The sequence below is a fragment of the Micromonospora sp. NBC_00617 genome, from assembly GCF_045161355.1.
GTDB lineage: Bacteria > Actinomycetota > Actinomycetes > Mycobacteriales > Micromonosporaceae > Micromonospora.
Window position 1 is genome coordinate 2,876,456 of the sequence record NZ_CP107751.1, and the last position, 13,687, is coordinate 2,890,142.

Here is a 13,687-nt window from a genome sequence, read left to right on the forward strand (position 1 = left end):
CGTCAGCTCTTTCCTGTGAATCGGGCGAGCAGGTGCTGGTTCGAGTTCAGTTGTGCGGCAGAGATGGAGACCATGGCCAGGCCGAAGCCGAGGAGCTGGATGGCGGTGAGGGACTGCCCGAGGACCAACCAGCCCAGGGCGGCGGCGACGACGGGCGACAGCAGCGGCAGGAACGACATCGCCGTGACGGGCAGGCGTGCCAAGCCGGTGAACCAGAGCGTGTAGGCCAGACCGGTCCCGACCAGGGACAGCCAGGCGTACCCGCCCAGGGCGGGCGCGTCCAGCCTGGGCGGCAGGCCCTCGACGGCCAGGGCGAGCGGGGCGATCAGCAGCCCACCGGCGGTGAGTTGCCAGCCGGTGAAGGCCAGTACGCCGACACCGGACGGTCGCCCCCACCGCTTGGTCAACACGGTCCCGGCGGCCATCACCGCGGTGCCGGCGAAACCGGCCGCGAGTCCCACCGGATCGAAGCCCAGCCGCCCGCGCAGGACCATGAGCGCGATGCCGGCCACACCCATGACAGCCCAGCCGAGTCGCCACCGGCTCGGCCGCTCTCTGAGCAGGGCCACGGCCAGTCCGGCGACGATGAGCGGTTGCGCCGCCGAGAGCGTGGCCGCGACGCCACCCGGCAGCCGGTACGCCGCCACGAACAGGAGCACGAAGAACGCCCCGATGTTGAGCGTGCCCAGCGCGGCCATGCGCCACCACCAGACGCCGGTCGGCAGCCGTCTGGCGATCAGGAGAGCGATGAGTCCGGCCGGCAGCGCGCGCAGGACTCCGGACAGGAGCGGGCGGTCAGGGGGCAGCCACTGCGTGGTGACGAGATAGGTGGTGCCCCAGGTCACGGGTGCGATCGAGGCGAGCCCGGTGATCGCCCAGCCGCCCGTCGTCACGCGACCGGGTGGGAGGGCGGCCTCCCGGCGGGGATGGGTTTCGAGCACAGAAACCTCTCAACGTTGAACTGTTTGACGTTGAAATAAAATCACGACTGCTATCTTGACGTCAAACAGTTCAACGTTGAGGAGAGTGATGGCCGACAGCCTGGACCGGATCCTGGACCAGTGGCGGGCCGAACGACCGGACCTTGACGCCAGCCCCATGGGCGTGGTCGGACGCATCCAGCGCGCGTCGCGACTGCTGGAACGCGGGCTGAGCGAGCACTTCGCCACCCGAGGGCTACAGACCTGGGAGTTCGACCTTCTCGCCACCCTGCTGCGCTCGGGCCCTCCGTACCGGCTGACGGCGGGCGACCTCGCGGCCACCTCAATGATCACCTCGGGGGCCATCACCAACCGGATCGACCGCCTGGAGGCGCGCTCCCTGGTCAGCCGCGAGACCGATCCCACGAACCGCCGTAGCGTCCTGGTCACCCTGACCGATCGCGGCCGCGAGGTCGTCGACCAGGCCATGGCCGATCACGTCGCCAACGAGGCCCGGCTGATCGGCGCACTGCGCCCCGACGAGCGGGAGCAACTGGCAGGACTGCTGCGCACGATGCTGACCGCGCTCGGGGACACCCCGACGGACGCACGTCCCGGGCGATCAGCCCAGAGTGCGCCCTAGCGGTCTGACCTGCCTGGCGTCGGCAAGCAGATCGGACCGAACGTTCTGTCGCCAAGATGGTTGGATGGCGCGCGACGAACCCGACGCCCGGCCTTCCAAGGCACGGCTCAGGCTTCCCCGCACGGCGACCAGGATCTTCTACACGGAGGGCATTCACTCCGTCGGCGTCGACCGGATCATCGCCGAGGCGAAGGTGACCAGGGCCACTTTCTACCGGCACTTCCCCAGCAAGGACGACCTGATCCTGGCCTACCTGCGTGCGGTGCATCAGCTGGAGCGCGGTGTCGAAGGACTCCTCAGGATCCACTCGGAACGTCAGTCGGCAGAGTCGGCCCGTTAGTTCTCGCGCGATCCGCCGCCGCACGACCTCGGGCTGGGCCACCCCAGGTGAGGGGATGACCCAGCTCCTTCGGTGTCGCCACCAGCCCGCCCGTGAGCCTCGTCGCGGCGGCGCCCGGCCGGCGATCGCGCGCAAGACCGAGCGGCTCAGGTCAGCGGCCGTACGCCTCCAGCAGGCGCAGCCAGACCTCGCTGACGGTCGGGTACGCGGGCACGGCGTGCCACAGCCGCTCCAGGGGGACCTCACCGACGACGGCGATCGTCGCGGCATGGAGCAGTTCCGCCACGTCCGGGCCGACGAGGGTGAAACCGACGATGACCCGCCGGTCCTCGTCCACGACCATCCGGGCATGCCCCTGGTAGCCGTCGGCGTGCAGCGCGGCCCCAGCGACGGCGCCCAGGTCGTAGTCGACGACCCGGATCCGCAGCCCGGCGCCCTCGGCGGCGGCTGCGGTCAGCCCCACCGACGCGACCTCCGGGTCGGTGAAGACGACCTGCGGCACCGCGTACGCGTCGGCGGTGGCGACGTGCCGACCCCACGGGCGGTCGTCTGCCGCCTCTCCCCTGGCCCGCGCGGCGATCACGTCGCCCGCCGCGCGAGCCTGGTACTTGCCCTGGTGGGTCAGGAGCACCCGCCGGTTGACGTCCCCGGCCGCGTACAGCCATCCGTCGCCGATCAACGCGCCGGCACCGTCGACCACCCGCAGGGTGTCGTCGACCGTGAGCCAGGCGCCCGGCTTCAGGCCGATCCGATCGAGGCCGACGTCGCGCGTGTTCGGCGTACGGCCGATCGCGACGAGGATTTCGTCGGCCTCGACCTGTTCGCCGTCGGTGAGCGTGATGTGCACCGTGCCGTCGCCGTCGCGGCTCACCGACGTGGCCTCGACACCGAGTCGGACGGACACGCCAGCGTCTCGCAGGGACTGCGTGATCCGCTCGCCGACGAACGGCTCCGCCCGCGTGAGCACACCGTTGCGCGCGAGCACCGTCACCGTCGATCCGAGACCGGCGTACGCCGTCGCCATCTCCGCGGCCACCACGCCACCGCCGATGATGGCGAGCCGGCCGGGAACCTCGCTCGCGGCGGCGACCGCACGGCTGGTCCACGGCGCCGCCTCGTGCAGACCGGCGATGTCCGGCACCAGTGCGCTACTTCCGGTCGCGATGACGACCGCGTGTCGGGCGGTGAGCGAGGTGGTGCCGCCGTCCGCACCGGTCACCTCGACGACCCGGTCGGAGCTGAGCCGCCCCTGGCCGCGATGCAGCGCGATCCCCGCCGAGTTCAGCCAGGCCACCTGCCCGTCGTCCTTCCAGTGCGACACGAAGGAGTCCCGGCGGCGCAGCACGGCCGCCGCGTCCAACTCGCCGGTCACCGCCTCGCGCGCACCCGGCAGCTGGCGAGCCGCCCGGAGCGCTGTCTGGCTGCGCAGCAACGCCTTGGTTGGCATGCAGGCCCAGTACGAGCACTCACCGCCCACCAGTTCCCGCTCGACGATCGCGGCGGTCAGGCCGCCCCGCACGACACGGTCGGCGACGTTCTCCCCCACCGGCCCCGCGCCGATGACAATGACGTCGTACGTGGCGTTCTGCATGTCAGTTCCCCTTCGCGGCGCGGCCGAGGCGGATGGCCGCGATGAGGAAGAAGATAGCGCCGGGGATGGCGTAGCCGATCGCGTTGGTCAGCGCCGGGTTGTCCGCGGAGGCAGCCGCGAAGAACGATCCACCGGCGAGTACGGAGATGCCACCGCTAATGATCATCGGCCACTGGCCACCCATCTTGCGGCGGGTGACGCCCACGATCAGCTGCACCAGCCCGGCCACGACCGCCCAGGCGCCCCAGACGCGCAGGACCGCCGGGATGCCGGACGCGCCGGCGGCAAGGGTGGTCATGGTCATCCTCTCGGTGATTCCGGAGCGAAGGGACACCCAGCGGGGTGCGGGCCACCGCCGGGACGGGACGGCGGTGCTACTCGATGTCTGAGAACAGCCCCGTGATCTCGACCTGAGCACCCTGGAGCCCACCGAAGACGGCGCCGACAGCGGGCGTCGCGACGGCGGCGGAGGCGTCCTCGTAGCTGGCGAAGTACAGGTCGAGCGTCCGGTACGCGGGAGTGGGCGTGCCGTCTTCCGTTGGTCACACCTTGGCCGACTCGACCCGCTGGAGCTTCGGGAGCGTCTCCGCGGCCCGGCGCACGTCGGCGTAGACCTTCTCGAACTCGGCGGGGTCGGCGGGATTACCGATGACGAGGGTGACCTGGTGGGCATGGCGCTCCCCTTCAGAGACAGCCGCGCACCGGCTGACACCAGCGCGCTGGTGACGATGGTGACCGCGAAGGCGGCTGCCCGCCCCGCGGAATAGTCCCCGCCGCTGAAGACCACGCCGATAACCAGAATCGACTCACCGAGCGCGATGAGAAACATCTGCTGATAACGGTCCGCGAGATGGTTCCCCTCGATCCGCCACCGACCCACTCTCGAAGTTCCGAGCCGCGGCAACGGCCAGCCCAATGCCCAGGCAAGGTAGTCGACAGCGAGGGCGACAACCCACAGCGGCAGGCGGAGGTGATCCGGACCCAACGCGCCGGCCAGCCACAGCGGCGCGCTCGCCAGAGCCCACACGGCAAGTCGGAACGGCACCAGCCGTCGCGGGTGGCCACGCAGCGCGGCGGCGATCACCAGCGGCCGCACCACCATCACCATCAGGTACGCGGCCGTGAACGGCAACGAACGCTCCTCCATGGCGCGGGGCAGCGTCACCGCCATGATCAGGCCGGCGGATCCGCCTCCGTCCGTCCCATGTCACCAACGAGCCGGCCGCCAGCCGCCTTTGACCCAGGACGCAGCCCGTTCCGCCCAAGCAGTCCTTGCCGTGGAACTCCCGCGAGATCAGATAACGGTCGGACTGTCAAAGAGCTGATCGACATTGATTGGGGGCCACAAGCGAACCGGAACTGCAAGGTGTTGAGATTCCCATCTCTGCCCGCGAACTTCCTGGGCGACGAGGGAAACACAACCCTATGCTTGCCGCCGACCGCACTGCGGCTCATCCGGGCCGACGGACACCCATACAAGGACTTGCGAATGCGCCGGAAGTCTGCTTTGAACAACGGCACTGCTGGCGTCGGCGAATCCCCGGCCTCTACCGCGGAGGACGTCGCGCGCCGATCCGCGATCGCCGAGGAACAGGCGTTTCTCGACGTGGCCACGGCCCGGCGCGACAAGCTGGCCGACCAGCTACAGGTCGAGCTTTCGGCAGAGGCCGCGGACGCGTTGGCGCAGGCCCGGCAGCGCCTGCTGCGCCAGCAGTACGACGAGCTCCAGCGAGCAGGGGAAGGGCTGGTCTTCGGCCGCCTGGACGGTCGTGATGGCACCGTGCGCCACGTCGGCCGTGTCGGTCTCCGCGACGAGGGCGAGGGCAATGAGCCACTGCTGGTGGACTGGCGCGCTCCCGCAGCCCGGCCGTTCTACACCGCGACGGCTGTCGACCCACAGGGGCAGGCGCGGCGCCGGCACATACGTACCACGGGATCGACGGTCGTCGGCGTGGACGACGAGCCTCTGGACGGAACCACAACGGCCGAACTCGTCGGCGAAGGCGCGCTCCTGGCCGCCCTCGATCAGCGGCGCACCGGCCGCATGTCGACGGCGATCTCCACGCTGCAACGCGAACAGGACGACATCATCCGGGCGGAGGCGACCGGCCCGCTGATCGTTCAGGGCGGTCCCGGCACCGGCAAGACCGTTGTTGCGCTGCACCGCGTCGCGTACCTGCTGTTCACCCACCGCAAGATGGCCGACCAGGCGGTCCTGGTTCTGGGCCCTTCGCCGCGGTTCCTCCAGTACATCGCCCAGGTGCTGCCCGCGCTCGGTGAGACCGCCGTCGTCTCGGCGACCTGCGACACCCTGCTGGCCGACGTTCAGGTGGGCCGCGACGAGAGCCGGCTTCTCGCCGAGGTCAAGGGCCGCGCCCTCTGGCAGTCCGCGCTCGAAAACTACGTCACGTCGCTGCTTCCCCGGCCCCGTGAGCTGAAGCTGCGCTGGGAGGGCGAGTTCTACGTCATCCCAGCCACAACTGTGGCGCACGCGCTCGCCTCGGCGGTGCAGGGACGCCCGTACCACCGCGCTCGCGCGGCGTTCGCCGAGCAGTTGCACCACCTTCTCGCCGATGTCGTCGTCGAGCAGCGCGAGGCGCTGATGGACGAGATGGAGGAGGGCTTCGAGGACATCCTCGTCCGCGTCGACAGGGACATGGGGCAGGACCACCACTCCGCCCGGACGTCCACCGGCAGCGACATCGACGGGTTGCTCTCCGACGAGGAGATCGAACAGTTGCGGTGCCGTATCGCCGAGAACGCCACCATCGCCCGATTCATCGAGGCGTGGTGGCCCACCCTCGACCCCGAAACCCTGCTGGGTGATCTCCTGACCGACCGCGCCCTGCTGGCCCGGTTCGCCCCGCAGCTGTCCCCCGAGGAGATCACCGCGGTCGCGACCGAGCCCGCCGGGTGGGCATCAAGCGACATTCCCCTGCTCGACGCCCTTGCCGACCTGCTCGGCGAGGTCGACGCCCCGCAACCACAGGGCGAGTTCGTCGCCGACCGCGCTCGCCGGCAGCGCGGCTGGGTGTACGGCCACGTCGTCATCGACGAGGCGCAAGAGCTGTCCGAGATGCAGTGGCAGATGGTTCTCCGACGCTGTCCCAGCCGCTCCATCACCGCCGTCGGCGACATCGACCAGGCGGAGGCGGCCCACCGGCACACCAACTGGGCACAGGCGGTGCAGGCCGCTTTCGGAGACCGCTGGACCGCCGCGGAACTCACCATCTGCTACCGGACCCCGCGCGAGGTCATGGACCTCACCGAACCGGTCTTGAAGAAGGCTGGCAGCCACAACGCGCCGCCCCGGGCGGTACGTTCCTCCGGCATCGCCCCCTGGGAGCTCACGATCGCACCCACTGAGCTTGCTGGTGCTGCCGCCGAAGCAGTGCGGGAGCTGCGGCACCGGTGGCACGGCGGCACGGTCGGCGTCATCGCCCCCGCCGACCGCACCGCCGAACTCCTGGCCGTGCTGAATGATGTGCCAGTGCTCACCGCGACCCAGTCCAAGGGATTGGAGTGGGACGCGACGCTCCTCATTGACCCCCAGGGCATCGCCGCCGAGCCGCGCGGTTGGAACGGCCTCTACGTCGCGCTCACCCGATGCACCCAGGAACTCGGACAACTGATCCTCACGCAGCAGTCGCCACGCCCGTGACCCGATGCCAGCGGTGTCACGGCACCTGAAGGTGCTCGAACGCGCCGCGCTCATCTCGCGGTCGCGGTCGGGCAAGTGGCGCGAGAGCCGCCTCGATGCCCACCTTGCCGCGGTGCAGGCCGCCGGACGGGCAACGGATCATGGCCGACGACACCCGGGAGCCAGAATGAGCGCCGACACTCCGCAGCTCGTCATCTCTCGGCTGTTCGACGCGTACGCTCCGGGGGATTTCAACGGTGGACGGAGGTCAACGCAGCCAACCCGACCTTCGCGTGCACGTCCACGTCGACCTCACCGACGTCGCCGACGGCGAACTGCTCGAAGGCGTCATGCACGTCAGTGGCCGGCTGCACGAGGGCGTCGAGCCGTTCGAGAGGTTGCGGGTCGAGTTCCACGACGAATCCGACGGGCGGACGCGACTGGAGATCCGCCAGTGGCTGCCGGAGCATCTGACACACCCCAGCGAGGAGGGTTGGCGCCAGGCGTTCACCAAGCTGGACGCCGCGTTGGCGAATCTCCAGGTCCTTGCAGCTGATCATCGAAAGGTAGGCGCATGGCCAAGTTGATCTACGTGACCAACATGTCGCTCGACGGATACATCGAAGACGAACGCGGCGTCTTCGCCTGGTTGCCGATGGACGATGAGGTATTCGTGCTCTGCACCGACCTCCTGCGGTCCGTGGGCACGTTCCTCTACGGCCGGCGCCTGTACGAATCGATGGCCCACTGGGAGACCAACCCGGCTCTGGCCGCGCAGTCTGACCTCACGGCCGAGTTCGCGAGCGTCTGGAAGGCGGCGAACAAAGTCGTCTACTCGACGACCCTCGCCGCGGTGTCAACTGCCGACACTCGACTCGAACGCCAATTCGACCCCGCCGCGGTACACGAAATGAAGGCCACGGCCAGCAGCGATCTCACCGTAGGAGGCGCCAACCTCGCGGCACAGGCTTTCAAGGCCGGGCTGGTCGACGAGTGCCAGCTGCTCATCTGGCCCGTTGTCGTCGGCGGGGGCAAGCCAGGGATGCCGACCGGCATGCGCACCGACCTCGAACTCATCGATGAGCGCAGGTTCCGAAACGGGGTCGTACACCTCCGCTACCGCCCTGCCAAAGGGTGAACGACGGCCCTGCGTGCGGGAGGCGTCAACCGCCGAGTCGGGACAACGGTGATGGCGACAGCGAACCACGATCCGGGAACCCCCGGCCGGTCTATCGCGGCACGGCAGCGGCACGGTCGGTAATGTCCGAAAGATGGGTGAAGAAATGCGACACAGGGTGTCAGGTTTTGGGTCGAGCATGGTGTCACCGGTCCGCGCCGATGGTGGTCGTGGACGGGGCCCCACGGATAGATAGGATTCCCATGCGTGAAACGCCACAGGAGCTCAATGAGCTTCAGGCCCTCCTTGACGCCTCCCTCTCCCGCTCCACCTCACACCTCCGCTCGATCATCAACAGCGAGCGCAGCCTTGGCGCCGAGCAACTCACCCAGGTTCTCACTGGCATGTGCACCCTCGCCCTGGCCACCGTGACGACGAAGGGCGAGCCGCGGATCAGCGGCGTGGACGGGCACTTCCTGCACGGGAAGTGGCACTTCGGCACGGCGCGCGGGGCCGCCAAGGCGCGGCACCTCGCCGTCCGGCCCGCCGTCAGCGCCGCGCACATGCGCGGTGAGGACCTGGGCGTGTTCACGCACGGCACGGTGGAGATCCTTAATCCCCCGGACGGCGAGCCCGCCGAGGACTGGCCGTACCTGCTCGCGTACTTCAAGGACTTCTACGGCGGCGAAGACTTCTTCGACTGGGACAACGACGTTGTCTACTACCGGCTTCATCCACACTGGATGACCGGCTACGCCCCCGACATCGCGAAGCTCACTGCGGCTTCCCAGTCCTGATCCGCAGCACAGGTCGCATCGGGCCCGGCACGTGGTGAACGATCTGGTGACGCGGCGCTCCACGCCATGGATCACGACCTGCCACAACGTCATGGTATGCCCGGTTTGTTTGGGATGGGTGGAGCGCGACGTGTCCGTGAGCATCCCCACGGGGCAACTCGTCGCCTTCACCGCAACCCCCGCTTCACGGTCGCGACGATCACGGGAATCGACGGGCACCTGGGGGCTGCTGTACTCGCGCCTTCCAGGCATCGGCTCAGAACCGGCGGCGGAGAGTAGCGATGGACATTTGACGACCCCTCACTTCGACCGCAATACGCGGGTTGGGCATGGCTGGTAGGGGATCTTGTCGCGGAGCATGGTGCGGCATCGCCGGCTGGCGGGCGGCCCGTGCCAGGCAACGGCTCCACCCAGTTACCGGCAAACCGCCAGCGTCACCGTTGCCTGACGGATATCCCCTTGGTGAGGCAGGTGGTTCCGTCAGGGCGGGTGAGTGGTGCCGTCCGGTATCCCTCGCTGTGGTAAAGCTCGATGTTCCGCAAGCTTTTCGCGCCGGTGAACAGCAGGATGCGACGGCAGTCCGGTCGGGCGCCGGTTTCGGCGGTGCGTAGCAGCCACCGACCCAGCCCGCGCCCCCGCAGATCGGGCACGACAGCGAGCCGACCCACCTGCCAGTCTGTGCCATCGCGACGGGCCCGCACCATGCCCAGCAGTCGACCGTCCAACCAGATGCCCGTGGTGTGCCAGGTATCCAGCCAGCCGCGCACCTCCTCCAGCGACTCATGCAGAGCCGGTATGGCCATCGTGTCATTGACGACGGCCTCGTCGACCCAGCAGCACCGCTGCAGCACAGTGACCTCGGGCGCGTCGTCGGGGGTCAACCGCCTCGCGTACGACCCTGGCAATGGTCCGGACAGCGTCCCGGCTCGTCCGCGTTCGCGCAGTGGCCGTAGGGCGTGGGCGACCCGGACCAGTTCGTCCACCAGCCCGACACCCGCCGTGTCGCGGGCCGGGTCGGGAGGCAGCCGTCCACCTTCCACCGCGTCACCGATGCGAATCGCGACGGTGGCGCCCAGGGGGACCAGGCGGAGCGTAGTCACCACCTGCTTGGCATGCTGAACCGACCGGGTGCCCGCCGACGTGTTGCCGTAGCTGACGAAGCCGACCGGCTTCCATGCCCATTCGCGGCCGAGGTAGTCCAGCGCGTTCTTCAGCGTCGCTGGCATCCCGTAGTTGTACTCCGGCGTGACTGCGATGAACCCGTCCGCCGCGTCGACGATCGCGCTCCACCGTCGTGTGTGCTCATGCTGGTAGACACCCGACGACGGATGCTCCTCCTCATCGAGGAACGGCAGGTTCAGATCGCCGAGGGCCACTGGTACAAGCTCGACGCCGAGTTCGGCGGCACGAGGGGCGACCGTTTCGATCAACCACTGCGCCACCAGGGGGCCGAAGGCACCTGGGCGGGTGCTGCAGATCAGTACGACGACACGCGCCAGTTTCGTTGACATGGAAACGAAGGGTAAGTGCTAGGTTGATGACATGTCAACGAGAGTGCCGGCCGGGGCCCCACATTGGTTGAACCCTGACGAGGAACGGGCGTGGCGGGCGTTCCTGCGGGTAGTGGTCGCCGTCCAGACCGGCACGGCCCGCGACCTGGCCACGATTGGGCTCTCCGAACCCGACTACGAGGTGCTGAGCACCCTGTCGGAGCGGACCGGCCACACCAGCACCCTGGGGGAACAGGCCGACAAGATGGGCTGGTCGCGCAGCCGGCTGTCCCGGCACGCCACCCGAATGGAGGGACGCGGTCTCTTGAGGCGCACACCCGACCCGGCCGACGGCAGAGGTTGTTTCCTTGTCCTCACCGCGCAAGGTCTGGACGCACTCGAAAACGCCGCACCGGCCCACGTTCAGTCGGTACGACGCCACTTCATCGACCGGCTCACCCCAGACGACCTCATCGCCATCGAACAGATCGCCCGGAGGCTGGAAGAACCCCAAGCCGACGGTCAGCGATGACCGATCACCCCGGTTCCGGCCCCCGGTCATCTGCAGGACGCCCGGATGGAGATCGGCAACGTCATCACGGTCGTCCTGGTCGTGATCGGCGTGGTCGCCGTCCTCGCACTCACCGGACGCTGGGGGCAGCGGCCGCCCTGGTGGACGGCGATCTGCACGTCGCGCAGGCTGACGCCGGCGTCGCGCGTGGTCGTCACGAAGGTGTGGCGCAGCATGTAGTCCGGGTGGCCGTGCCGTTTCTGTTTCAGCCGCCACGGCAGCCCGATCAGCCTCGAACTGGTCAACTCGCCGGATGGGGTTCCTCGGTGAACGCGGTGGCGTGGTCGGTGGCCCATTGACGGAATGTTCTCGGTGGCCTCCCGAGTTGGTCGGACACCGTCGAGGTGACGTATGCGGGCTGCCCTATCGTGGCCTGCCATGCGGCCAGCAGCATGTCCGCTGCCGAGCGCGAGGTTTCCGGGGTCTGGCGCCGGAATTCGTCGGGTGGTAGTTCCTCGAATGTGGTCGGGCGGCCCAGTACGTCACCGATGATGCTTACCTGTTCGGCCTGACTGAGCGACTCGGGGCCGGTCAGAACATAATCGCCGCCGGCGTGCCCGTCTTCGTAAAGGGTTCGCGCGACGACTGCGGTGACGTCCCGGTCGTCGACGGGGGCTGTCTCTGCCGCGCTGTACGGCCACCGGACCACGCCGTCCTCGCGGATGGAGGCGGCCCACCAGAACAAGGCGTTCGATGCGAACATCCCTGGTCGAATGATCGTCGATTCGAGTCCGCTGGCCGCGATGAGTTGCTCGATCTTGGCGTGCAGCGCTGCCATCGGATTCGGTTGTTGGAAGAACGGGTGCGGGGTCCGGTGTGGTGCGGACAGGTATACGACGCGCTGCGCGTGGGCGGCCAGACGATCGATCACGGCGGCTGCGGTCCGTGGCGGCGCGGTCCAGACGAGGAAGACCGTGCTGACGGCACGTAGTGCGGCGTCGAGCGATTCGGGCACGGTGAGATCGCCGGTGATGACGTCGACGCCGGTGGGCAGTGTCGCCGCCGACTCGGAGCGACGCACGAGAGCGCGGACCGGCACCCCCGCGTCTGTCAGCTGGTCGACCACGGCGCGGCCGATCCGGCCGGTCGCCCCTGTGACGAGCACCGGGGATCCAGTCGCGGGTGTCACGGCAACGTGCCGTTGTGCGGCGGGGGTCGCGTTCGTCTGCTTCATGGTGCTCAGTAAAACGTTACCGGGTTAAGAAAGCAACTCGGTAACAAATGATACTCTGTAGAAGTGATCGAGTCGGCGGGGCTGCGGGCACGCAAGAAGCTACGAACGCGGGACGCGATCGCGGACGCGGCGATCTCCTTGTTTCTGGCGCGCGGGTTCGAACACGTGTCGGTGTCCGACATCGCCGCGACAGCCGAAGTGTCGAAACCGACGCTGTTCCGCTACTTCCCGACCAAGGAAGACCTGGTCCTGCACCGTTTTGCCGACCACAAGGGCGAGGCCGCACGTGTCGTCAGCAGCCGAGGTCCCGACGTTCCCCCGATGACAGCCCTACACCGGCATTTCCGGGCGGGCCTCGATCATTTCGAGCCGGTCACCGGCCTCAACGATCATCCCGAGGTGATCGCGTTTCACCGGCTGGTATTCGCCACTGCGAGCCTGACGGGGCGGCTCACGCAATACCAGCTCGACGACGAGGACGCGCTGGCCGCCGCCCTCGGCTCGGGCATCGCAGGGCGACTGCAGGCCGCCCAGGTGGTCGCCGTTCAACGCGTACTCGCCCGGACCAACTGGCAGAAAATCGCCGACGGGCGGACCGCACACGATGTGCAGCCCGAGGCGATCGCCGACGCCGACCACGCCTTCGCCCAACTGCGCTACGGCAGTTCCTAGTCCGCTACGTGCGACCGGCGTGGTAGCGAGTCACCGGTCGAGCAGTCCGAACAACGAGGTCGTACACCTGTCGCTACCGCAAGCTCGGACGGTGAACGACAGCCCTGTCCGACCGGCGGCGCCTGCACGACGGGCGGAACGCTGACGACTGATCCCGCCGACGAGGTCGCCCGTCACGACGGCTCCGGGCGCGTCGCCGGATTCTCCGCAACTTCGCGATCGTCACCAGAGCGCTGGTCTGCGCCGTCCGGCAGGCGGCAGACGACAAGCGTCTGCTCGGGCCGCTCGGCGACGTGGAACGCGCTGTGCGACACCGTGATCACACCCAGCCGGGATGCCGTAAGCGCTTGCGGCCCGCGTGGCTGAACTCGATTCTGGATACCGCATTATCGGATCGCGAAGGTTGACTCTCGCCGCGCACCTTTCGGCGTACACGAAAATGGTGGTTGGGGGTAATCGCGGCGGCCTGCCGGTCCCGCTGATCCTGAGCCCCTCCTGCGTCGGGCGCGTGACCGACGTGTTCCATGTCGCCCCGGGCGACATCGTGCTGGACACGGCGCTGCTGAACGCGGGCGACGACGACGAGATCCTGGTGGGCTGGATCGGTCTGGGCGGTTCCGGCGCCGGCAGCGAGCGCACACGGATCGGATGCAACTGGGCGGCGCGGCGGGGGACGCGGCGGGAATCGGCCCGGTGGACGTGGCCCTGGACACCCTGACGGTCGGCCTGGAG

15 protein-coding genes and 1 pseudogene are annotated in these 13,687 nt (G+C 68.7%); 9 read left to right on the forward strand and 7 right to left on the reverse strand.

What is annotated here, in order from left to right:
- Window positions 1-2: 2 nt before the first annotated feature.
- A complete protein-coding gene (locus OG505_RS13200) occupies window positions 3-893 on the reverse strand; it encodes an EamA family transporter (RefSeq protein WP_405433517.1) in 891 nt (296 codons plus the stop codon).
- Between the two features lie 136 nt (window positions 894-1,029).
- On the opposite strand from OG505_RS13200, the gene OG505_RS13205 reads away from it, so the two are divergent.
- Together OG505_RS13205 and OG505_RS13210 are read left to right on the forward strand one after the other, a co-directional pair.
- Complete coding sequence (locus OG505_RS13205) at window positions 1,030-1,563, forward strand: MarR family winged helix-turn-helix transcriptional regulator (RefSeq protein WP_405433519.1); 534 nt, start codon at window positions 1,030-1,032, stop codon at window positions 1,561-1,563.
- Window positions 1,564-1,627: 64 nt separating this feature from the next.
- Window positions 1,628-1,903, forward strand: coding sequence for a helix-turn-helix domain-containing protein (locus OG505_RS13210; protein ID WP_405433522.1), 276 nt, complete (start codon window positions 1,628-1,630; stop codon window positions 1,901-1,903).
- A 151-nt stretch (window positions 1,904-2,054) separates the two neighbouring features.
- On the opposite strand, the gene OG505_RS13215 is transcribed toward OG505_RS13210, so the two are convergent.
- From OG505_RS13215 to OG505_RS13225, 3 genes and pseudogenes are all read right to left on the reverse strand, one after another.
- Entirely contained in the window at window positions 2,055-3,494 is a 1,440-nt protein-coding gene (locus tag OG505_RS13215; protein WP_405433523.1) for a dihydrolipoyl dehydrogenase family protein, read from the reverse strand.
- A gap of 1 nt (window position 3,495) precedes the next feature.
- Complete coding sequence (locus tag OG505_RS13220; protein ID WP_405434906.1) at window positions 3,496-3,792, reverse strand: hypothetical protein; 297 nt, start codon at window positions 3,790-3,792, stop codon at window positions 3,496-3,498.
- Window positions 3,793-4,266: 474 nt separating this feature from the next.
- Window positions 4,267-4,665, reverse strand: a pseudogene (locus OG505_RS13225) (low temperature requirement protein A); the annotation flags it as partial.
- Between OG505_RS13225 and OG505_RS13230 the strand changes: the two are divergent.
- Window positions 4,552-7,155, forward strand: a complete 2,604-nt coding sequence (locus OG505_RS13230; RefSeq protein WP_405433525.1) for a HelD family protein — start codon at window positions 4,552-4,554, stop codon at window positions 7,153-7,155. The pseudogene OG505_RS13225 and the gene OG505_RS13230 sit on opposite strands and share 114 nt — an antisense overlap.
- Before the next feature lie 230 nt (window positions 7,156-7,385).
- Here the strand turns inward: OG505_RS13230 and OG505_RS13235 are convergent, their stop codons facing one another.
- Window positions 7,386-7,604, reverse strand: a complete 219-nt coding sequence (locus OG505_RS13235; protein ID WP_405433526.1) for a hypothetical protein — start codon at window positions 7,602-7,604, stop codon at window positions 7,386-7,388.
- A 104-nt stretch (window positions 7,605-7,708) separates the two neighbouring features.
- Here OG505_RS13235 and OG505_RS13240 point away from each other — a divergent pair, with 104 nt between their 5' ends.
- Both OG505_RS13240 and OG505_RS13245 read left to right on the forward strand, forming a co-directional pair.
- Window positions 7,709-8,272, forward strand: coding sequence for a dihydrofolate reductase family protein (locus tag OG505_RS13240; RefSeq protein WP_405433527.1), 564 nt, complete (start codon window positions 7,709-7,711; stop codon window positions 8,270-8,272).
- 242 nt (window positions 8,273-8,514) lie between these two features.
- Window positions 8,515-9,048, forward strand: a complete 534-nt coding sequence (locus tag OG505_RS13245) for a pyridoxamine 5'-phosphate oxidase family protein (protein WP_405433528.1) — start codon at window positions 8,515-8,517, stop codon at window positions 9,046-9,048.
- Window positions 9,049-9,482: 434 nt separating this feature from the next.
- On the opposite strand, the gene OG505_RS13250 is transcribed toward OG505_RS13245, so the two are convergent.
- Window positions 9,483-10,559, reverse strand: a complete 1,077-nt coding sequence (locus tag OG505_RS13250) for a GNAT family N-acetyltransferase (RefSeq protein WP_405433530.1) — start codon at window positions 10,557-10,559, stop codon at window positions 9,483-9,485.
- A gap of 31 nt (window positions 10,560-10,590) precedes the next feature.
- Between OG505_RS13250 and OG505_RS13255 the strand changes: the two genes are divergently transcribed.
- Together OG505_RS13255 and OG505_RS13260 are read left to right on the forward strand one after the other, a co-directional pair.
- Window positions 10,591-11,070: a MarR family winged helix-turn-helix transcriptional regulator gene (locus tag OG505_RS13255; protein ID WP_405433532.1), complete on the forward strand. Its 480-nt coding sequence runs from the start codon at window positions 10,591-10,593 to the stop codon at window positions 11,068-11,070.
- 45 nt (window positions 11,071-11,115) lie between these two features.
- Window positions 11,116-11,289 (forward strand): hypothetical protein, encoded by a 174-nt coding sequence (locus OG505_RS13260; protein WP_405433533.1) that lies wholly within the window; start codon window positions 11,116-11,118, stop codon window positions 11,287-11,289.
- A gap of 61 nt (window positions 11,290-11,350) precedes the next feature.
- Here OG505_RS13260 and OG505_RS13265 read toward each other — a convergent pair whose 3' ends face one another.
- On the reverse strand, window positions 11,351-12,283 hold the full coding sequence (locus tag OG505_RS13265) for an NAD(P)H-binding protein (protein ID WP_405433534.1): 933 nt from the start codon (window positions 12,281-12,283) through the stop codon (window positions 11,351-11,353).
- Between the two features lie 63 nt (window positions 12,284-12,346).
- Here OG505_RS13265 and OG505_RS13270 point away from each other — a divergent pair, with 63 nt between their 5' ends.
- Complete coding sequence (locus tag OG505_RS13270) at window positions 12,347-12,955, forward strand: TetR/AcrR family transcriptional regulator (RefSeq protein ID WP_405433535.1); 609 nt, start codon at window positions 12,347-12,349, stop codon at window positions 12,953-12,955.
- 358 nt (window positions 12,956-13,313) lie between these two features.
- Entirely contained in the window at window positions 13,314-13,673 is a 360-nt protein-coding gene (locus tag OG505_RS13275; RefSeq protein ID WP_405433536.1) for a hypothetical protein, read from the forward strand.
- The last annotated feature ends 14 nt before the right edge of the window (window positions 13,674-13,687 follow it).